An 18,299-nucleotide genomic window follows, 5' to 3' on the forward strand; every position below is an offset into this window, starting at 1 on the left:
CGCGTACGCCCGGGAGGACTACGACTGGTGGGAGGCCCGCCTGGACCGGGCCGCGGCGGCAGCGGCACCCGCCGGGGCGTCGTCGTCGCCGTTCTCCCGGCGCCGCATCCAGAGCAGCACGATGGTGCCGACACCGGCGGCGACGAGCAGGCCGCCCAGCAGGATGATCAGCAGAGACCCCATCCCGCCGGAGTCGTCCTCGGCGGCGGCCGGCGCGGCGGCGGGAGTGTCCGTCGCCTCGTCGGTCGGCTCCTCGGTCAACTCCTCGGCCGGCAGGGCCGACTCGCTCACCGAAGGGGTCGGGCTCGGGCTCGCCTCGGTCTTGAGGGCGAGCGTGAGGCGCTGGCCGGTGATCGACTGGCCGGCGGACGCGTTGAAGTTCTTCGTCACGGTGGCGTTGTCGAAACTCGCGCCGATGTCGATGCGGCCGGGAGCGATCGGCTTGTCGCTGGTGCCGGTGAACCGGAAGTTTCCGCTGCCGTCGCTGATCGTGTCCAGCTGCCGGCCGGCGGAATCCTTGAGGGCGACATAGGCGTTCGGCACGGCCGCGCCGTCCTGGTTGACGACCTTGCCGGAGACCGAGCGGACCGTCTGCGTCCCCTGCGTCGGAGGCGGCGGCGCGGCGGGCTTGCCGACGAGAGTCACGGTCGTCGAAGCCTGCTGCTCCTGCTTCGGTCCGGTCGAATCGACAGCCTTGACCGTGATGACCGCAGAGCCGCTCGCTGCATCGTCAGCCAGACGGAACTGGGCCTCGTACGTGTCGCTCTTGTCGACCCTGCTTCTGTTGCAGCCGTCGACGCAGCTGAGCTTCGGGTTGTTCGAGCTGACGGTGACGTCTGCGGGCACCCCCTCAACCGTGAAGTTGAGGGTGAACCGCACGGTGGTCGTCTTACCCGCCTCGACCGAACTCGGGGACGCCGAGACGTTTGTGATGCCGGGAGCCGCTACTGCCGGGGTGGCGGGGACGGTGAGCAGGGCGCCGAAGACCAGCGCCACGACCACACCCGCCCGCTGCTTCCAGGCACGTCGGTGTGTTGACACGTCCACCGCCTTCCGGACTTGGTCCCCCTGGCGGCCGGCGGGCGCCGGGCCGGGGATCATCACGGTACGAATACGCCGTCGGCAACTATGCCTTGTCTGACCGGATCAGCGCGACCCAGGGCCAGCGTGCGCCGCGCTGCGCGCAGGTCGTATCGTCCCGTCGTGTCCTCTCCGCACGTTAAGTCCGCCGCGGTCGCGGCGGCGTTGTCAGCGCTCGATGAGGGGCGTACACCCGAACGGCCGGTGTTCCGCGATGCGGTACGTGCCTTGTTGACCGCCCTCGCGGAGCGCGCCCCCGGCCGATCGGTGGAGGTGCGTGTCCCACCTTACGGTGCAGTTCAGTGCGTTCCGGGTCCCCGACACACCCGTGGGACCCCGCCGAACGTGGTCGAGACGGATCCGGAGACCTGGTTGAGGCTGGCCGCCGGACGCCTCGACTGGGCGGAAGCCGTCACCGAGGGTCGCGTACGGGTGAGTGGGAACCGGGCGGATCTCTCCGCGTACCTGCCTCTGGAGCTGGGCGGACGTTCATCGATGGGTGACGGATTGCAGCGATAGCGTGACTTTCTGTATTGACGCTGGTTCGCGTACACTGTCAGGCGACGACAGTGGTCCCGGCTGCCGTGCGGATCCGCCCCCGTGACTCCGCCAGGCCGGTCCAGACCAGCATGAGGGAGCGGCAGGTGCCCCGAGGCGATGGCCGGCTGAGCCACGACCTTGATCCCCAACGACCCGGTCCCCAGGACGCCTGCGGCGTCTTCGGCGTCTGGGCGCCGGGTGAAGAGGTTGCCAATCTGACCTACTTCGGGCTGTACGCGTTGCAGCACCGGGGCCAGGAGGCGGCCGGCATCGCGGTCAGCGACGGCTCCGGGGTGGTGGTCTACAAGGATCTCGGCCTGGTCGCCCAGGTCTTCGACGAGCCGACCCTGGCCAGCCTGCGCGGGCACGTGGCGATCGGGCACGCCCGCTACTCCACCACCGGCGGATCGACCTGGGAGAACGCCCAGCCGACCATCCGGTCCACCACCTCCGGCACCACGATCGCGCTGGCCCACAACGGCAATCTGGTCAACACCACCGACCTCCAGAAGGAGGTCGCCGAGCGGGGCCTGCTCGCCGACGGCGCGACCAACGACACCTCGTTGGTCACCATGCTGCTGGCCAGCCGGCCGGACCTGTCGGTGGAGGCCGCGGCGCTGGAGGTGCTCCCGCAGCTGCGGGGCGCGTTCAGCTTCGTGTTCATGGACGAGACGACGCTCTACGCCGCCCGCGACCCGCACGGCGTGCGCCCGCTGGTGCTGGGCCGGCTGGAGCGGGGCTGGGTGGTCGCCAGCGAGACCGCCGCGCTGGACATCGTCGGCGCGAGCGTGGTCCGCGAGGTGGAGCCGGGCGAGCTGATCGCCATCGACGAGGACGGCCTGCGCTCCACGCGGTTCGCCGCGCCGGAGCCGAAGGGCTGCCTCTTCGAGTACGTCTACATCGCGCGCCCGGACGCCACCATCGCCGGGCGCAACGTGCACTCCGCCCGGGTGCAGATCGGCCGCCAGCTCGCCAAGGAGCACCCGGTCGAGGCCGACCTGGTGATCCCGGTGCCGGAGTCGGGCACCCCGGCCGCCATCGGGTACGCCGAGGAGTCCGGCATCACCTACGGCCAGGGCCTGATGAAGAACCCGTACGTGGGCCGCACCTTCATCCAGCCGTCACAGACGCTGCGTCAGCTCGGCATCCGGCTCAAGCTGAACCCGCTGCGGGAGAACGTCCGCGGCAAGCGGCTGGTCGTGGTCGACGACTCGATCGTGCGCGGCAACACCCAGCGGGCGATCGTGCGGATGCTGCGCGAGGCAGGCGCGCTGGAGGTGCACGTCCGCATCTCCTCGCCGCCGGTCAACTGGCCGTGCTTCTACGGCATCGACTTCGCCACTCGGGCCGAGTTGCTGGCCAACGGGCTGGACAACGACGGCATCCGGCGTTCGATCGGCGCCGACACCCTGGGGTACGTCTCCCTTCCCGGCCTGATCGCCGCCACCGAGCAGCCGAAGACGCGGCTGTGCCGGGCCTGTTTCGACGGCGAGTACCCGATCGACCTGCCGTCGGGGAACCTGATCGGCAAGCACGTGCTCGAAGGTGTCGGCCGGCGGGTCGCCGCGGCCCCGTCGGAGCAGCAGAACCCTTCGCTCGTCGCCACTCCGGGCGGCGGCACCACCCACCGCCCGTAGCACCACGGGCGCCGCCGGCCACCGCCGTCGGCGCCAGAACCACAAAGGGGAGAACCGTGACGCACGTGTCCGAGCGCAGCGGCGCAGGAAGCAGCCCGACCGGCGCCGGCGGCGACCGCCAGCCGTGGACGGCCGGCACCGGCCGCCCGGCCCGCAAACGCTCGGTCTCCTACGCGGACGCCGGCGTGTCGATCGAGGCGGGCGACCGCGCGGTGGAGCTGCTCAAGTCGAAGGTGAAGCAGACCCGGCGGCCCGAGGTGATGGGTGACCTGGGTGGCTTCGCCGGCCTGTTCCGGCTGGACACGAAGAAGTACAAGAACCCGATCCTGGCCTCCTCCACCGACGGCGTGGGCACCAAGCTGGTGATCGCGCAGCAGATGGACATCCACGACACGGTCGGCATCGACCTGGTCGCCATGGTCGTCGACGACCTGGTCGCCTGCGGTGCGGAGCCGCTGTTCCTGCTGGACTACATCGCCACCGGGGAGGTCGTGCCGGACAAGGTCGCCGAGATCGGCGCCGGCATCGCCGACGGCTGCCGGTACGCGGGTTGCGCCCTGCTGGGCGGCGAGACCGCCGAGCACCCCGGTGTGCTGCGCCCGGACGAGTACGACGTCTCCGCGACCGGCGTCGGCGTGGTGGAGGAGAGCGACATCCTCAGCCCGGAGCGGGTCGAGGTGGGCGACGTGGTGATCGCGATGCGCTCGTCGGGTCTGCACTCCAACGGATACTCGCTGGTCCGGCACGTGCTGCTCGGCGCGGGCCGGATGCGGCTCGACGTCGTGATCGACGACTTCGGCCGGCAGCGGACGCTCGGTGAGGAGCTGCTGACCCCGACGAAGATCTACGCACAGGACTGCCTGAAGCTGATCGCCGAGGCCGAGGTGCGGGCGCTGGCCCACGTGACCGGCGGCGGCATCCCCGGCAACCTGGTGCGGGTCCTGCCGGAGCACGTCGACGCGGTGGTCAACCGTTCCACCTGGAAGCCGCAGCCGATCTTCGACCTGATCCAGTCCAAGGGCCGGATCGAGGACCCGGAGATGGAGGCGACCTTCAACATGGGCGTCGGCATGTTCGCCATCGTCTCGTCCGAGGACGCCGACCGCGCGCTGGCCACGCTCACCGGCCGCGGCGTCGAGGCGTGGCAGGCCGGCGAGATCATCGAGGGTTCCGGGAACGTGCAGATGATCGGGCAGCACACCCGGGGATGATCACGCTCCGGTGATCGTCCGGGCACTTGATCAGGGGTTCACCCGAGTGGCCATCGCCGCCTAGCCTGAAGGGCACCCTCAACCCCGCCGTGCAGCTTCGGTTGCCGGCGGACCTTCAGGCGACGGTAGGAGGGCGATGGCTGCCCGGGGACGTTCGACCAGCGGGATGCGCGGCCTGGCCGCGGTTCCGTCGTACGTCGTGATGCAGCCGACGACCCTCTGCAACCTCGACTGCGCGTACTGCTATCTGCCGTTCCGGGCGTCCGACCGGCGGATGGAGGTGGCGGTGGCGGAGGCGGTCGCCGCCTCGGTCAACCCGTGGGCGGGGGCGGGACGGTTCTCGGTGGTGTGGCACGGCGGGGAGCCGCTCGCCGTCGGCCGGGAGCACCTGGCCGCCCTGCTCGCGCCGTTCGCGCCGGAGGTGGAGCACCACGTCCAGACCAACGCCACGTTGATCGACGACGAGTGGTGCGCGTTCTTCGTCGAGCACGGGATGCGCGTGAGCGTGAGCGTGGACGGGCCCCGGGAGCGCAACGGCGACCGCGTCACCCGGGCCGGCCGGCCGGCGTACGACCGGATCGTCCGCGGCGTCGCGGCGCTGCGCCGGCACGGGCTGCCCTTCTCGGCGCTCGCGGTGGTGGCCCGGCCGGAGCCCGGCCTGGCCACGGAGCTGTACGAGTACTTCCTCGACCTGGGCTGCGACGTGCTCGGCGTCAACATCGAGGAGACCGAGGGCGTCAACACGCGCGACAACACCTGGGACGCGGCGACGGTGACGGCCTTCTGGGCGGAGCTGGTGGCCGCGTGGCGCCGGGCGCCGTCGATCCACCTGCGGGAGGTCGAGTGGTCCCTGCGGTACGCGGCGGCGGTGCTGGACGGCACGGCGGACGGTCTGCTGCCCCGTCAGCTGGACCCGATCCCGACGGTCGGGCATGACGGTTCGGTGACCGTGCTCTCGCCGGAGTTGGCCGGATTCACCGATGCCCGCTACGGCGACTTCAGCAGCGGCAACGTGCTGACCGCCCCGCTGGGGCAGATCCTGCGGGGCGCGGAGCGCACCCCGTGGGTCGGCGAATTCCTCGCCGGTGTGGAAGCGTGCCGGTCGAGCTGTTCCTACTTCGGCTTCTGTGGTGGGGGCCACGCCGCCAACCGTTACTTCGAGTTGGGGCGTTTCGACGGTACGGAGACCGAGCACTGCCGCAACAGCAAGATCCGCCTACTGGAGGGAGTGTTGGAGCATGCCCGAGACCACGAGTCACCGGCAGCCTGAGCGCGGGGCGGGAGCCACACCGGACGAGGTCGCCGACCGGGTGCGGGACGCCGCGTCGGGCCTGACCGCGCTGCTGTACGAGGCCGAGGCCGCGCGAAGACTGCGGGCCGAGGTGGCGGGCGGCGACGGCGCGAGCGCGGTCTGCGCCTGGAACCACTTCGAGAACATCCCGACGTTCTACAACTGGAACAACCGACCACGCTGAGGGTGGCCGGGATCAGGGACCTACCGTGGAGCCGGAGGGATGTCCGGCACGGCAAGGTCCCCGATCGTCGGTCTGCTGCCGCTCCCGACGGGCACACGCGTGAGCACGCGGTGCTACCGCGTGCTCAGCTGCGACGGGAGGTCAACGAGTTGGGCGGACCCAGTGATCCGGGTCCTCGTCCGCGTGATCCTCATCATCGTCGTCGACATACTCTTTGTAGTCGTCGTCGAAGTTGTGCTCAGACTTACCAGCACCCGCCAGTTCGCGCTGCAAGGCGGTGAGGTCGGTGTTCGGGGAGTGGTACTTCAACTCCCGGGCCACCTTCGTCTGCTTGGCCTTAGCACGGCCGCGCCCCATGGCTCGACCCCCTCGCACAGAATGCGGGGCAGCCCGAAGGCGGGCCCCGATGACGTCAGGCATCTCTCGTGGCTCTTACGGTACATGGGGATGCCGCCGTTCGGCACCTCGGGTTACCGTCGACCGGCTCCGCGCGTCGCGGTGATCCGGCCGTCACAAATTGTACCCGGTAAGGGGTGAAGCCGGGAGCGGCCGTGACACCGGACAAACGCCATCAAACTGGTCTCATGTCCAGCTTAACGGTGTGCCCTACCCGGAGGTGGGCCCGGGGGCGGAAACGGCCGCTCCGCCCCCGGTGACACTCACCGCAGGTGGATCGTGCGCAGCCGGCCGATGTCGGCCATCCGCCGCTCCGCGAGCCGGTCGGCCGCCACCGCCGGCGGGACGCCCTCGGCGTCGGCCAGGCGGAGGATCTCCCGGGTGGTGTCGAAGATCTTCGTGGCGCGCAGCTTGGCCCGGTCGAAGTTGAAGCCCTCGATCTCGTCGGCCACCTGGATCACGCCACCGGCGTTCACGACGTAGTCGGGGGCGTACAGGATGCCCCGGTCCGCGAGGATCTTCTCGATGCCCGGGTGCGCCAGTTGGTTGTTCGCCGCGCCGGCGACGACCTTCGCGCGCAGCGTCGACACCGTGTCGTCGTCGAGGGCGCCGCCCAGCGCGCAGGGCGCGTACACGTCGATGTCGGCGGCCACGAGCGCGGAGGCGTCGTCGACGAGCGCGACCTGCGGGTGGGTGGCGCGAGCCCACTCCAGGGCCTTCGGGTTGACGTCGGTCGCGACCACCTCGGCGCCGTCGTCCAGCAGGTGGGCGACCAGGTACTTGCCGACCTTGCCCAGGCCGGCCACGCCGACCCTCTTGCCGTGCAACGTCGGCGCGCCCCAGGCGTGCTCGGCGGCGGCGCGCATGCCCTGGAAGACACCCCAGGCGGTGAGGATGGAGGAGTCACCGGCGCCGCCGTGCTCCACGCTGCGCCCGGTGACGTACCGCGTCTCCCGGGCGACCACGTCCATGTCGGCGACGTAGGTGCCGACGTCGCAGGCGGTGTAGTAGCGCCCGCCGAGCGACTCCACGAAGCGCCCGTACGCGCGGAGCAGCGCTTCGCTCTTGATCTGCTCGGGGTCGCCCCAGATGACCGCCTTGCCTCCACCGAGGTCCAGGCCGGCCAGGGCGTTCTTGTACGCCATGCCGCGCGACAGGTTGAGCACGTCGGCGAGGGCGGCGTCCTCGTCCGCGTACGGGTAGAACCGGGTGCCGCCGAGCGCGGGGCCGAGCGCGGTGGAGTAGATGCCGATGATCGCCTTCAGGCCGGTCTGCTTGTCCTGGCAGAACACGACCTGTTCGTGACCGCTCGATTCCTGGTCGACGGTGCTGGCGAAAACGCCCATGACTCGCTCCTGGTGTGGGGTGCGGGGTTGCTTCCTTGTGGGACGCGGACCTGTGGATGCCGGCGGGATGGTGCCGGTGTCGCTGAGCCTAGTATCGGCCGATGTCGTCCGGCCGACCCACGGCGGGCGTGACCGTGCCGCCGAGGGCGGCCCCGGCCGTCCTGGCTGGGGATCGCGGGACGCGCGACCGCGGCGCCGGTGACGGGCCGGTTCCAATTCGTGGGAGGATCGCGCCGTGCCGTCGCTTTTCGCTTCGTATCTGCGGGTGTACGAGCCGCTGACCGCCTTCGACCGGGACCGCCAGTCGTACTGGCGGCGCTATGTCGAACAGGGCCGGGCCGTGGCCCCCGGTGAGGGGCCGGGCCGGCAGCGGACGTCGGTGATCGCCGCACTCGGCGCCGGCTGGACGCGGCTGCCCGACCTGCCGGACGAGGCGTACGTCCTGGAGGCCGACGACACCCTGCTGGTCTGCCCGTGGAACCTGCGCATCCGGGTGGCGGAGGCGGCGCTGAACGCGCGCGACGGGGTGCCGCCCGTGCTGGCCGACGCCTTCGTCCCGCCGGTGCTCGCCGGCCAGGCCAAGGCCGTGGTGGAGGACTGGCGCAGCGGCGCGCGGGTGCTGGAGCACGGCGTACCCCGCGTGCACGAGCAGATCGCCACCTGGGGCGTACCCCTGCGGTGGTTCGTGCTCTTCGACGCCGAGGAGCGGCACCACGTCACCCGGCCCGACCGTCGGGCGCTGCGCTACCGCACGGAGATCTCCAAGGCCCGCCGCCGCTCGTCGCGGGCACTGTCGGTGCTGCGCAAGTCGGTCGGCGAGGCTCCGATCACCGAGGCGGTCGAAGAGGCGGCCCGGTGGCTGGAGGAGTTCCATCCGCGCTCGGTGGTGGAGCTGGACTACGGCGGCCTGGTGGACCTGCTCTCCGACGAGACGCTGGCCGCGGACGATTCGCCGGAGCTGGTCGCGACCGGCCTCGCCGGCTTGTCGCGCGGCGAGGCCGAGGACGCGTCGGCGGCGTACGACAAGCTCGTGGCCCGGTGGCGGGCCGTGCAGCTGCTGGAGCGGTGCAACTAAGGCAAATCACCCAGAGAGCGCTCCCAAAGCGAGTTCGCCTCGTAGTCGACGCATCACGAACCGTGATCATGAGTCCGAATAAGGTACTTTCTGCCGTGTAAAAGTCGCATAATTCGGGCATGGTTCATCCGTCCGTCTAGGGACGTTCGGCCGTTCGGCCCATGTCGGACATCGGGGACTAGCCGGACCATGGGAGACGCGTCGGCCGGCGGGACCCCGGCCGATGTCTATACATGTGGAGGAGTGACCGATGGCATCGCGAACGCACGAACCAGAGCCGCTACTCACGCCGGCCGAGGTGGCGTCGATGTTCCGTGTCGACCCGAAGACGGTGACCCGGTGGGCCAAGGCTGGCAAGCTCAGCGCCATCCGCACCCTCGGCGGACACCGTCGGTACCGGGAGTCGGAGGTCAGGGCCCTGCTGCAGGGGCAGATCCCCCAGCAGCGCCAGGGAGACTGACCGACCGGGAGCCAACCGGGCGAGCTACGCGAAGGGCGGTGGACCGAGGGTCCGCCGCCCTTCGGCGTGACCGGACCTCGGATCCCCGAGACCGGTCACTCCGGCACGGTGATCCGGATGCCGACAGTGCCGCTCTCGCCCCGGCGCAGCCGGCTGCCGAGCAGGCTCAGCCGCCCCAGCAGTCGGTACTTCTTCTTCAGCAGGTCACGCACCCGGCGGGTGTCGGAAGCGTCGTACAGGGTGGCGTGCGCCGGGACGGCCACGCCGTGCGGTCGGCCCCGGACGTCGCACGGCGCGACGGTGACGTCCCCGCTGCGCCGGATCCGCTTCACCTTGCCGGAGTCGGACACCGTCCAGACCGCCAGCGCGTCGCCGTCGCGTACCGCCCACACCGGGGTCGGCACCGCACGACCGTCCTTGCGGAAGGTCGTGAGCAGGATGTACTTCTCCGCCGACAGGCGGTCCAGCGTCGTCACGCGGCAAGGATACGGCGGCTGCGGCCCGATGGGCGTAGCGATAGCGTTTACCCCGTGACGGGGCAACCACGAGTCGGTGACGTCTTCGGTGAACTGCTGCGGGACGCGCTCGCCGTGGCCACCGGCATCGGGCCACGGCCACTGGCCGGCGGGCGCCTGCCCCGGCCGGTCATCGAGGTCATCGAGCGCGACGACGGCCTGATCAACGGTGCGCCGGCCGCGCACTACCTGGACGGGCCGGCGGACTGGCAACCGCACGACCACCGGGCGGTGGACCGCGTACGCGGGGCCACGCTGGACGTGGGCGTCGGCGCGGGGCGGATCGCCCTGCTGCTCCAGGAACGCGGCGTACCGGTGACCGGGCTGGACACCTCGCCCGGCGCGCTCGGCGTGTGCCAGCGTCGGGGCGTACGCGACCTGGTCCTGGGCACCGTCGATGACCATGCCGCCGAGGGCCGTCGGTACGACACCTTCCTGCTGCTCGGCAACAACCTCGGCCTGATCGAGGGCCGGGAGCGGGCGCCGGGCTTCCTGAGCGCGCTCGCCGCGCTGGCCCGGCCCGGCGCCCAGGTCATCGCGCACGGCACCGACCCGTACGGGACCCGGGACCCGGTGCACACCGGCTACCACGAGCGCAACCGCCGCCGGGGCCGCCTCGGCGGGCAGCTCCGCCTCCGGCTGCGCTACCGGGAACTCGGCACCGAGTGGTTCGACTACCTGGTCTGCTCGCCGGAGGAGCTGGCCGAGCTGGTGCACGGTAGTCCCTGGCGACTGACCGACGTGGACGACCAGGACGCCCCGTACTACCTGGCGACCCTGCGGCTGCGCGGCTGAGCCGACCGCGCACGCTTCGGGCGTCAAGAAGGGCCCCCTGCTCTGCACGAGGCGTTGAGCGGGGGCCCTTCCTCACACCTCAGACCTGGACGGTCGGGGGGAGTTGCTGCGGGGGCAGACCGCCGTCGCCGTCGACCACGGCGTCGGGGGTGCCGTCCTCGTCGAGGTCGACCATCGTGACGTCGACCTTGCCGTCGTGGTTGGTGTCGAACTGGAAGAGGTCGGCCTTGCCGTCGCCGTCCGTGTCGACCACCCAGACGTCGGTCTGACCGTCGTTGTTGGTGTCGGCGCGCAGCAGCTCCACGCGCTCGTCACCCCGGGTCTCCACGGTCTCCACCGTGTCCGTGCTGTGCGCCGTCTCCGGTGCCTGGCTCATGTCGACTCGTCCTTCCCTCGGTTGATCGGCGTTGTACCCGATCCGGTCCGCCCCCACGCATGCCGCCCGGTCCGCCGCTGCATAGGGTCCCCACATGACCGAGTGGAGCGAGCGTCGGCGCGCCGAGCGTGGCGGCACGAGCGGGCGGAGGGGCGCGGGTGATCCCCGTGGCGCCGCCCAGAGGACCGGGGAGGCGTCATGAGCGAGCGGCGCGAGCGCTGTGTCGTGGTCGGAGCCGGCACGATGGGGCTGGGCATCGCGTACGTGGCGGCGGGCGCCGGCCACGCCGTGGAACTGGTCGAGGTGGACCGGGAGCGGGGGGCCGCCGCCCTCACGCGCCTCGGCGAGCTGTGGGACCGCGCGGTCGGGCGGGGGAAGCTCACCGCCGACGAGGCCGCCGCGAACCGGGCCCGGGTGACGCTGCGCGCCGCCCTCACCGAGGTCGCCCCGGAGCCCGCCGTCGCCATCGAGGCCGTACCGGAGCGGCTCGACCTCAAGCGCGCGGTCCTCCGCGACGCCGAGGCCCTGCGCCCCGCCCTGCTGGGCAGCAACACCTCCAGCATCCCGATCGGTGAGCTGGCCGAAGGGCTGGCCCGGCCGGAGCGCTTCCTCGGGCTGCACTTCTTCAATCCGGTGTGGGCGATGGCCCTGCTGGAGGTCGTGGTCGGCCCGGCCACCGCGGAGGAGACCACCGCGGCGGCCGTCGCCCTCGCCGGCCGGTTGGGCAAGGACCCGGTCGTCGTACGCGACATGCCCGGCTTCGCCACCTCCCGGCTCGGCGTGACCCTCGGCCTGGAGGCGATCCGGATGGTCGCCGACGGGGTGGCCGACCCGGCCGACATCGACAAGGCGATGGTGCTCGGCTACCGGCACCCGGTCGGTCCGCTGGAGTTGACCGACCTGGTCGGGCTGGACGTGCGGCTGGACATCGCCCGCACCCTCCAGGCCGCGTACGGGGACCGGTTCGCGCCGCCGCCGCTGCTGGAGGCGATGGTGGCGGCCGGGCGGCTGGGCCGGAAGTCCGGGCAGGGCTTCTACCGATGGGTGGACGGGAAACGGGCCGGCGCGGCCGACCTGGCCGGACTGCCCGGCGGGGGTGGCCGGTGAGCGGGCTGCGGGTCGAGGAGGGTCCGGACCGGTTGGTCGTCACCCTGGACCGGCCGGAGAAGCGCAACGCCATCGACGCCGACCTGATCGACGCGTTGCACGAGGTGTGTGCCGAGCTGGAGGCCCGACCCCGCCTGCTGCTGCTCACCGGCGGCACCGAGGGCATCTTCGCCGGTGGGGCGGACATCGGGCAGCTGCGTGCGCGCGGCCGGCTGGACGCCCTGGCCGCCATCAACTCGGCGGCCTTCGCCCGGATCCGGGCACTCCCGATGCCGACGGTGGCGGCCGTCGACGGGCCGGCGCTGGGCGGGGGCGCCGAGCTGGCGTACGCCTGCGATCTGCGGGTGTGCACGGACCGCGCGGTGTTCGGTCAGCCGGAGGTGCGGCTGGGCATCCTGGCCGGTGCCGGTGCGACCCACCGCCTGCCGGCGCTGATCGGCGAGGCGCGGGCGAAGGAGCTGCTGTTCACCGGGCGGCGGGTGGACGCGGCGGAGGCGCTGCGGATCGGTCTGGTCAACCGGGTGGTGGCCGAGCCGGCGGAGCTCCTGCCCACCGCGCACGGGCTGCTGGACGAGATGGCCAAGGGTTCCGCGCTGGCGCTGCGGCTGACCAAGCTGGCGGTGGACGCGCCCGCCGCCGCCCATCCCCACGTCGACCTGATCAGCCAGGCGGTGCTCTTCGAGGACGAGGAGAAGCACCGGCGGATGACCGAGTTCCTCGACCGGCGACGCTCCCGCTGACCCGGGAAACGGCGACGGCCGCACCGGGCAACCGGTGCGGCCGTCGCCGTTCACTTCCCGGTGGTCACTGCCGGAACTGCACGCCCACGTCGGCCAGCCCACGGATCACCCCGGCCGACTCGTTGAAGCCGATGATCAGTACGGCGTCGGCCCCGAACTCCTTGATGTCCCGGGCGCCACCGCCGAAGTCGACCGGGGTCTCTGGGTCCTCAGGCGGGGTGTAGGTCAGCAGCCTCACCCGGTCCGAGGAGATCCCGGCCTGCTCCAGCTCGGCCCGCACCGTCTCCTGGAGGCCCTTGCCGTACGAGTCGTCGCGCGCCACGAGCGCGATCTTCCGCGGGCCGTCCCGGAGGATCACGTCGGCCAGCGCCCGGCCCTGCAGGCTGTCCGGCGGCGCGGTGCGGAAGTACAGGCCGTTGTCGTCCAGCTCGGTCAGGCTGGCGTCGGTGTTCGACGGGGAGAAGAGAACCCGCCCGGCCTTCACCACGTCGGGCAGCACCTCTCGGGAGATGCCCGACGCGCCGGCGCCGATGATGACGTGCACGCCTGCCTCGACGTGGCTGGCAACGGTGGCCTTGGCGACCGTGGGGCTGCCGGCTTCGTCACCGTCGATCCAGACCACCGGCTCGCCGAGCACACCACCGGCGGCGTTGACCTCCCGCAACGCCAGCGCGGCACCGGCGGCCAGCGGCGGGTTGGCGAGGGCCAGGTCGCCCGTCTTCGGCAGCAGGCCACCCAGGACGAGCGGGGCACCGCTGCCGGGAGCCTTGTCGCCGTTCTGCTTCTTCGGCTTCGGCGGCTTCTTGCTGCTCGCGGTCGACTCGCTTCCGGCACCGACGAACTCGGTCTTGCCGTCGTTGAGCTGCTGCCCGTCGAAGTGCAGGGTGGCGTAGCTGGCCGTGGCCGGCTCACCGGCGTCGGTGAAGCCCGCCCGGGTCAGCGAGACGCTCCGGTACTCCACGTCCTTGCCGGCGCGAGCCAGCCCCAGGCAGCTCGCCGCCGTCTCGCAGCGCTCACCGCCGTTGGTGACCCCGACGATCTGCTTGGCGATGGCGGCCGGGTCCGTGGTGCCGGCGAGCTGAGCGGCGATCGCGCTGATGGCCACCGCGTCGTACGCCTCGGCGGCGTACACGTAGTCGGTCAGCGTCGGATCGACGGACCGTAGCCGCTCCTTGAAGCTCTCCGGCAATGGCGTCAACGGGGTGGTGCCCTTCATACCGTCGACCAGGTTGGCGCGCTCCTTGAGGTCCGCGGCGTACGAGTTGAGCATGTTGCCGTCGGTGCCGTAGAGGCGCACCTGGGTGTTGGTGGCCTTTTCGGGCTCGTCGGTCCCGCAGGCGCTGGTGGCGAGCAGGAACGTCGCGCAGGCGGCCAGGGTGGCTGCCCGCGAGGCGCGTGTCATGAACATGGTCGTCCTTCCTCCGGCGAAGGTCCGCTGCGCAGATTAGCGTGCCGGTGACGGCGGCAGGTTCACGGAGGCCGCTCAATCCGCAGGTCCACCCACTTGGTCACGGAGGGTGACCACTTTTCCAGTGTTGACCGGCGGTCCTACCGTGCCGTGGGTGACCGAATCGCCACAGCAGACGTTCGACGACGCGGCCGCCGTGCTCCGCTCCGCGCTCGCCGGGGACGGCGCCGGCGTCACCGACACGTTCGACGCGGTCGTCGACCGCTCGGGCCTCGCCGGCGCGTACGGGGTGGCATGGTGCCTCGCCGCGACAATGGTGGGGGAGGTCACCGCGCCGGGCCCGTGCGCGCTGGACTTCCCCGGCATCGACGAGGCCGGCTACGACGCCCGGTGGGTGGCCCGCTTCGTCAGCGCGTACGCGAACGCCGACGACGACACCGGCGCGGCGCTGTTCGGTGCGGCGGCGGCCGACGGGCTGCTGCCCGACTGCCTGCTCACCCTCGCCGGCTCGACGATCGCCACCCTGCGCAGCCGCACGGACTGATCAGAGGCCCGGGCCGCCCGTGCGCCCGCACCCGGACGTGGTAGTCCTGTGGACATGTCCGAGGCGATGCTGAGCAAGGTGCGCAAGTTGCTCGCGCAGGCCGAGGACTCCGCCTGCACGCCGGCCGAGGCGGCCGCCTTCACCGCCAAGGCGACGGAACTGATCGCCCGCTACGGCGTGGACCGTGCCCTGCTGGCCGCCCGCGACCCGGCCACCGACCCGGTCGGCGACCGGGTGGTCGAGGTCGTCGCCCCGTACGCCCGGGACAAGGCCGGCCTGCTCGCGGCCGTCGCCGACCCGCTCCGCTGCCGGTGCGTCCGACGCCGCAGTGGCACCGGCTTCGCGATGCACCTCTTCGGCTTCGCCAGCGACCTGGAACGGGTCGACCTGCTCTTCACCTCGCTGCTGGTGCAGGCCGCACACGGGTTGGCCGGTGCGCCGGTGCCGCCCGACGAGCATCCCGCCGCCTTCCGGCGCTCCTGGCTGGTCGGCTTCGCGCAGGTCGTCGCCGTACGACTGCGGACGGCCGAGGAGGACGCGGTGGCCGACTCGGGCGGCCCCTCCGTGGCGCTGGTGCTGGCCGACCGGTCGGACCGTGTGCAGCGGCGGCTCGCCGAGGTCTACCCCCGGCTGCGGACCGCCGCGCCCCGGCGGCTGGCCGGCTCCGGGTTCGGTTCCGGGGCCGAGGCGGGCCGGCGGGCGGATCTGGGCGGTGCCCGGGTCGGCACCGACCCGCGTCAGGGCATCGGCCACTGACGGTCCGGCGCGGGTCAGCCGGCGCCGCGGACGGCGGTCGCGGCGTAGCGGGAGAGCAGTTCGTGCCAGCCGGCGGTCAGGGCCTGGCGGTAGCCCTCCGCCGCCTGCCCGTGCCGGTCGAAGTGGCGGTGCTCCACCTCCACCCGTGTCCGGTGCGGGCCGTCCGGGTGGAAGAGCACCTCGACCTCGCTCGCCCGGGCCGGGTCGGGGACCGGCACCCGGTCGGCCCCGATCTGCCAGGTGAAGACCAGCCGCCGCGGCGGGTCCCAGGTCAGCACCCGACCCCAGTCGGAGCGGAAGCCGTACGGGCCGATCTCGTAGAGCATGCCGCCCGGCCGGGGTTCCATCCCCAGCTCCGCCAGGAGGCCGGGACCGGACCAGGTGTACTCGGTCACCCACCAGTCGGTCATCGCCTGCGTGAAGACCCCGAACGCCTCCTCGGGCGTCGTGGGGACCAGGAGGGTGCTGCGTAGCGAGAACCGTTCATGATCCTGTCGGACGTCGGCCGGCTCGGCCATCTCCTGTCCCATAGGCCCGGACCATACCGGCTCATGCCCGGCTGTGCGACTTGCGCGAACGGCCTTCACGGACGGGCAGTTGGTTCTCCGACACGAAGCGTAACCACGCTGCGGGTGGATGGCCGGGATGGGCGGAGGGAAAGCGGGTAAGCGCGGCGACACGTGACGGGCGGTGGAGGCGGAGCGGAGACCATGGGCGACGACGAACAGCAGCGGGGTTCGATGCGGGCGGTCGGGCGGGCGGTCCCGGGCGAGGCCGGCGCGGAGCCGGACGTCCTGCTCGACATACCCGAGGTCTCGGTCGACTCGATCCGGCTGGCGGTCGACGGGTTGGACGCCGACCTGTCGTTGCGGGCCCGGTTGGCCAACCTGCTCCAGATCGACGCCGGCGTGCGGGTGCACCTGGAGGGTGTCGAGCTGGACATCAACGGTGTGCACGCCGAAGCACTGCTCAAGGTACGACTGGAGAAGGTCGCGGGGATCCTCGAACGCGCGTTGGCCACCATCGACCGGAATCCCCAGATCATCGCGGACCTCTCCAGGGCTCTGGCCGTCCCCGTCGACGACGTGAACCGTGCGGCGAGCCAGATGGCGGCCACCGGCGCGGAGGTCTCGGCGGCCTCTCGGCGGCGGGGCCGTCCCACGGAGACGTTCCGTGCGCCGCGTGAGCCGGAGGCCGGTGACGCGACGGAAGAGCTCGGCCAGCAGGTCGGCGCGATCGGGGCGGTCGCCGACCAGGGCCGACGCGAGGCGGGTGCCGGGCCGGGTGGTGCGGGTGCCCCTCCGCTCGGTATGGGCGCAACCGGGCCGTCGGCGCGTGGAACCGGCCTGGCCAGCGGCTCGGGCGGAGGCGGCGAGCAGGGGGAGGCGGTCCGGGCCCGGGAACGGAAGGCCACGGCGGACCAGGATCGGGAGCATCCGCCGGAGGCGGCCGGACCGGACCGACCACCGACGGGCGGCGCCGGCAGGGACGACGAGCGCCAGCCCGAGCAGCCATCGGCGGGCGGCGCGGCGCCGAGTGCCGCCTATCTCGCCGAGCAGGCGAGCGAGACGCTGCGGCAGGCCGGACGGAGCGTCTGGGAGGCGATCCAGGGCGGTATGGCACACCGCCGCCAACAGGACCGCTGATCCGTCCGCGGAGCGTCCGCCGTCGTCATGCCTCCGGCGCGGTGCAGCAGTCGTCGGCGCAGCCCGGATCCGGGCCGTCGATCGGCAGGGACGCGCAGTCGTCGCAGTGGTCGCCCCGCCACGCTTCGACCCCTTCCTTGACCGCGACCCCGGCGATGACGAGCGCGGCGATCGGGTCGGCCCACGACCAGCCCCAGACGGCGTTGAGGACCAGACCGACGAGGAGCACCACGGACAGGTAGGTGCACAGCAGGGTCTGCGTCGAGTCCGCCAGGACCGTCGCCGAGCGGAGTTCCCGGCCGGTGCGGCGTTTGGCGCGTACGAGCAGCGGCATCACGATCAGCGACGCGACGGCGAGGCCGATGCCGACCGGGCTGGCGTCGGCGTCCCCGCCCGCGAGCAGGGATCGCGCGGCGTCGACCGTGACCCAGAGAGCCAGGGCGAAGAACGACACGCCGATGAGCCGTAGCGCCAGCCGCTCCCGACTCTCCGGCACGCGGGAACGGAACTGCCAGATGAGCACGGCGGCGCTCGACACCTCCACGAAGGAGTCCAGGCCGAATCCGATCAACGCGGTCGACGAGGCCGCGACACCGGCGGCGATGGCGACCAGGCCTTCCAGCAGGTTGTAACCGGCCGTGGCGTAGGCCAACCACAGGCTTCGTCGGGACAGCACCGCCCGGCGCTCCGGGGTCAGCACCGACGCGCTCACGGCGTCACCGCCGCGGGAGTGTCGGCCGGTGTGCCGGCCGCTGTGCCCGCCGGTCTGCCGGCCGGTCTGCCCGCCGGCATGCCGTAGGCCGGGCACAGGGCGACGGCGTCACCCGTGGCGGCGAGCACCTGTTCCGCGGAGCGCAGCAGGTCCAGCAGTTCCGGTCGGGCCAGGGCGTAGAAGGACTGGCGGCCCTCGACGCGGAAGTCGACCAGGCCACAGTCCCGGAGGCAGGCGAGGTGCTTCGACACCGTCGACTGTGCCAGGGTCAACTCGCCGGTCAGGTCGACCACCCGTGCCTCGCCCGTCGCGAGCCGACGCAGGATGGCCAGCCGGGTCGGGTCGCCGAGGGACCGGAACAACGCCACTGCCGGATTCAGGTCGACACCACAACCAATCGCCATGCCGCGATGATAGTCGCTGGTGGCGATGGTTCGACCGGTGGCGGTCACATCCCACACCGCCGGCTCGTCCTTCAGG

At 72.1% G+C, this 18,299-nt stretch carries 21 protein-coding genes and 1 pseudogene; 13 read left to right on the top strand and 9 right to left on the bottom strand.

What is annotated here, in order from left to right:
- Nucleotides 1-81: 81 nt before the first annotated feature.
- A pseudogene (locus AB0I76_RS07970) lies at nt 82-1,101 on the bottom strand (carboxypeptidase regulatory-like domain-containing protein); the annotation flags it as partial.
- 102 nt (nt 1,102-1,203) lie between these two features.
- Between AB0I76_RS07970 and AB0I76_RS07975 the strand changes: the two are divergent.
- From AB0I76_RS07975 to amcA, 5 genes are all read left to right on the top strand, one after another.
- Complete coding sequence (locus AB0I76_RS07975; protein WP_357031458.1) at nt 1,204-1,599, top strand: sterol carrier family protein; 396 nt, start codon at nt 1,204-1,206, stop codon at nt 1,597-1,599.
- Nucleotides 1,600-1,724: 125 nt separating this feature from the next.
- Nucleotides 1,725-3,257: an amidophosphoribosyltransferase gene (purF, locus tag AB0I76_RS07980; RefSeq protein ID WP_357031461.1), complete on the top strand. Its 1,533-nt coding sequence runs from the start codon at nt 1,725-1,727 to the stop codon at nt 3,255-3,257.
- Nucleotides 3,258-3,313: 56 nt separating this feature from the next.
- Complete coding sequence (gene purM, locus AB0I76_RS07985; protein ID WP_357031465.1) at nt 3,314-4,468, top strand: phosphoribosylformylglycinamidine cyclo-ligase; 1,155 nt, start codon at nt 3,314-3,316, stop codon at nt 4,466-4,468.
- Between the two features lie 166 nt (nt 4,469-4,634).
- Nucleotides 4,635-5,738, top strand: coding sequence for a cyclophane-forming radical SAM peptide maturase AmcB (amcB, locus tag AB0I76_RS07990; RefSeq protein ID WP_357031513.1), 1,104 nt, complete (start codon nt 4,635-4,637; stop codon nt 5,736-5,738).
- Nucleotides 5,707-5,943 carry a multiple cyclophane-containing RiPP AmcA gene (gene amcA, locus AB0I76_RS07995; RefSeq protein ID WP_357031468.1) on the top strand — a complete coding sequence of 79 codons (237 nt, stop codon included), beginning with the start codon at nt 5,707-5,709 and terminating at the stop codon, nt 5,941-5,943. Before amcB ends, amcA begins: the two co-directional genes overlap by 32 nt.
- A 141-nt stretch (nt 5,944-6,084) precedes the next feature.
- On the opposite strand, the gene AB0I76_RS08000 is transcribed toward amcA, so the two are convergent.
- Nucleotides 6,085-6,300 (bottom strand): DUF3073 domain-containing protein, encoded by a 216-nt coding sequence (locus AB0I76_RS08000; RefSeq protein WP_357031472.1) that lies wholly within the window; start codon nt 6,298-6,300, stop codon nt 6,085-6,087.
- Between the two features lie 302 nt (nt 6,301-6,602).
- Nucleotides 6,603-7,685 (bottom strand): Glu/Leu/Phe/Val dehydrogenase dimerization domain-containing protein, encoded by a 1,083-nt coding sequence (locus AB0I76_RS08005; protein WP_357031475.1) that lies wholly within the window; start codon nt 7,683-7,685, stop codon nt 6,603-6,605.
- 235 nt (nt 7,686-7,920) lie between these two features.
- On the opposite strand from AB0I76_RS08005, the gene AB0I76_RS08010 reads away from it, so the two are divergent.
- Together AB0I76_RS08010 and AB0I76_RS08015 are read left to right on the top strand one after the other, a co-directional pair.
- Nucleotides 7,921-8,760 (top strand): hypothetical protein, encoded by an 840-nt coding sequence (locus tag AB0I76_RS08010; RefSeq protein ID WP_357031478.1) that lies wholly within the window; start codon nt 7,921-7,923, stop codon nt 8,758-8,760.
- A gap of 250 nt (nt 8,761-9,010) precedes the next feature.
- Nucleotides 9,011-9,220, top strand: a complete 210-nt coding sequence (locus AB0I76_RS08015; protein ID WP_007073996.1) for a BldC family transcriptional regulator — start codon at nt 9,011-9,013, stop codon at nt 9,218-9,220.
- A 95-nt stretch (nt 9,221-9,315) separates the two neighbouring features.
- Here AB0I76_RS08015 and AB0I76_RS08020 read toward each other — a convergent pair whose 3' ends face one another.
- Nucleotides 9,316-9,696 (bottom strand): PPOX class F420-dependent oxidoreductase, encoded by a 381-nt coding sequence (locus AB0I76_RS08020; protein WP_357031481.1) that lies wholly within the window; start codon nt 9,694-9,696, stop codon nt 9,316-9,318.
- Nucleotides 9,697-9,750: 54 nt separating this feature from the next.
- On the opposite strand from AB0I76_RS08020, the gene AB0I76_RS08025 reads away from it, so the two are divergent.
- Nucleotides 9,751-10,530, top strand: coding sequence for a class I SAM-dependent methyltransferase (locus tag AB0I76_RS08025; protein WP_357031484.1), 780 nt, complete (start codon nt 9,751-9,753; stop codon nt 10,528-10,530).
- A 79-nt stretch (nt 10,531-10,609) separates the two neighbouring features.
- Here AB0I76_RS08025 and AB0I76_RS08030 read toward each other — a convergent pair whose 3' ends face one another.
- Complete coding sequence (locus AB0I76_RS08030) at nt 10,610-10,906, bottom strand: hypothetical protein (RefSeq protein ID WP_357031486.1); 297 nt, start codon at nt 10,904-10,906, stop codon at nt 10,610-10,612.
- Between the two features lie 198 nt (nt 10,907-11,104).
- Between AB0I76_RS08030 and AB0I76_RS08035 the strand changes: the two genes are divergently transcribed.
- Together AB0I76_RS08035 and AB0I76_RS08040 are read left to right on the top strand one after the other, a co-directional pair.
- Nucleotides 11,105-12,013, top strand: a complete 909-nt coding sequence (locus tag AB0I76_RS08035) for a 3-hydroxyacyl-CoA dehydrogenase family protein (protein ID WP_357031489.1) — start codon at nt 11,105-11,107, stop codon at nt 12,011-12,013.
- Nucleotides 12,010-12,753 (top strand): enoyl-CoA hydratase/isomerase family protein, encoded by a 744-nt coding sequence (locus AB0I76_RS08040; RefSeq protein WP_357031492.1) that lies wholly within the window; start codon nt 12,010-12,012, stop codon nt 12,751-12,753. The genes AB0I76_RS08035 and AB0I76_RS08040 overlap by 4 nt, the downstream gene beginning before the upstream one ends.
- Before the next feature lie 64 nt (nt 12,754-12,817).
- Here the strand turns inward: AB0I76_RS08040 and AB0I76_RS08045 are convergent, their stop codons facing one another.
- The gene (locus tag AB0I76_RS08045; RefSeq protein ID WP_357031495.1) at nt 12,818-14,161 is read right to left on the bottom strand and encodes an ABC transporter substrate-binding protein; all 1,344 of its coding nucleotides are present in this window, start codon (nt 14,159-14,161) and stop codon (nt 12,818-12,820) included.
- Nucleotides 14,162-14,315: 154 nt separating this feature from the next.
- Between AB0I76_RS08045 and AB0I76_RS08050 the strand changes: the two genes are divergently transcribed.
- Nucleotides 14,316-14,705 carry a hypothetical protein gene (locus tag AB0I76_RS08050; protein WP_357031497.1) on the top strand — a complete coding sequence of 130 codons (390 nt, stop codon included), beginning with the start codon at nt 14,316-14,318 and terminating at the stop codon, nt 14,703-14,705.
- A 54-nt stretch (nt 14,706-14,759) separates the two neighbouring features.
- Nucleotides 14,760-15,461 carry a DUF2786 domain-containing protein gene (locus tag AB0I76_RS08055; RefSeq protein ID WP_357031500.1) on the top strand — a complete coding sequence of 234 codons (702 nt, stop codon included), beginning with the start codon at nt 14,760-14,762 and terminating at the stop codon, nt 15,459-15,461.
- 14 nt (nt 15,462-15,475) lie between these two features.
- Here the strand turns inward: AB0I76_RS08055 and AB0I76_RS08060 are convergent, their stop codons facing one another.
- Entirely contained in the window at nt 15,476-15,991 is a 516-nt protein-coding gene (locus AB0I76_RS08060; protein WP_357031503.1) for an SRPBCC family protein, read from the bottom strand.
- Nucleotides 15,992-16,171: 180 nt separating this feature from the next.
- Here AB0I76_RS08060 and AB0I76_RS08065 point away from each other — a divergent pair, with 180 nt between their 5' ends.
- Entirely contained in the window at nt 16,172-17,107 is a 936-nt protein-coding gene (locus AB0I76_RS08065; RefSeq protein ID WP_357031506.1) for a hypothetical protein, read from the top strand.
- Between the two features lie 25 nt (nt 17,108-17,132).
- Here the strand turns inward: AB0I76_RS08065 and AB0I76_RS08070 are convergent, their stop codons facing one another.
- Nucleotides 17,133-17,819, bottom strand: coding sequence for a cation transporter (locus tag AB0I76_RS08070; protein WP_357031510.1), 687 nt, complete (start codon nt 17,817-17,819; stop codon nt 17,133-17,135).
- The gene (locus AB0I76_RS08075) at nt 17,816-18,223 is read right to left on the bottom strand and encodes a metalloregulator ArsR/SmtB family transcription factor (protein ID WP_357031517.1); all 408 of its coding nucleotides are present in this window, start codon (nt 18,221-18,223) and stop codon (nt 17,816-17,818) included. The genes AB0I76_RS08070 and AB0I76_RS08075 overlap by 4 nt, the downstream gene beginning before the upstream one ends.
- Nucleotides 18,224-18,299 lie beyond the last annotated feature (76 nt).

This window comes from Micromonospora sp. NPDC049799 (assembly GCF_040656655.1).
Lineage (GTDB): Bacteria > Actinomycetota > Actinomycetes > Mycobacteriales > Micromonosporaceae > Micromonospora.

Bases quoted from the DNA above. Each gene is read 5' to 3' on its own strand.
- amcB (WP_357031513.1), top strand. From the start codon at position 4,635: ATGCGCGGCCTGGCCGCGGTTCCGTCGTACGTCGTGATGCAGCCGACG.
- amcA (WP_357031468.1), top strand. From the start codon at position 5,707: ATGCCCGAGACCACGAGTCACCGGCAGCCTGAGCGCGGGGCGGGAGCC.
- AB0I76_RS08000 (WP_357031472.1), bottom strand. From the start codon at position 6,300: ATGGGGCGCGGCCGTGCTAAGGCCAAGCAGACGAAGGTGGCCCGGGAG.
- AB0I76_RS08005 (WP_357031475.1), bottom strand. From the start codon at position 7,685: ATGGGCGTTTTCGCCAGCACCGTCGACCAGGAATCGAGCGGTCACGAA.
- AB0I76_RS08015 (WP_007073996.1), top strand. From the start codon at position 9,011: ATGGCATCGCGAACGCACGAACCAGAGCCGCTACTCACGCCGGCCGAG.
- AB0I76_RS08030 (WP_357031486.1), bottom strand. From the start codon at position 10,906: ATGAGCCAGGCACCGGAGACGGCGCACAGCACGGACACGGTGGAGACC.
- AB0I76_RS08035 (WP_357031489.1), top strand. From the start codon at position 11,105: ATGAGCGAGCGGCGCGAGCGCTGTGTCGTGGTCGGAGCCGGCACGATG.
- AB0I76_RS08045 (WP_357031495.1), bottom strand. From the start codon at position 14,161: ATGTTCATGACACGCGCCTCGCGGGCAGCCACCCTGGCCGCCTGCGCG.
- AB0I76_RS08055 (WP_357031500.1), top strand. From the start codon at position 14,760: ATGTCCGAGGCGATGCTGAGCAAGGTGCGCAAGTTGCTCGCGCAGGCC.
- AB0I76_RS08060 (WP_357031503.1), bottom strand. From the start codon at position 15,991: ATGGGACAGGAGATGGCCGAGCCGGCCGACGTCCGACAGGATCATGAA.
- AB0I76_RS08065 (WP_357031506.1), top strand. From the start codon at position 16,172: ATGGGCGACGACGAACAGCAGCGGGGTTCGATGCGGGCGGTCGGGCGG.
- AB0I76_RS08075 (WP_357031517.1), bottom strand. From the start codon at position 18,223: ATGGCGATTGGTTGTGGTGTCGACCTGAATCCGGCAGTGGCGTTGTTC.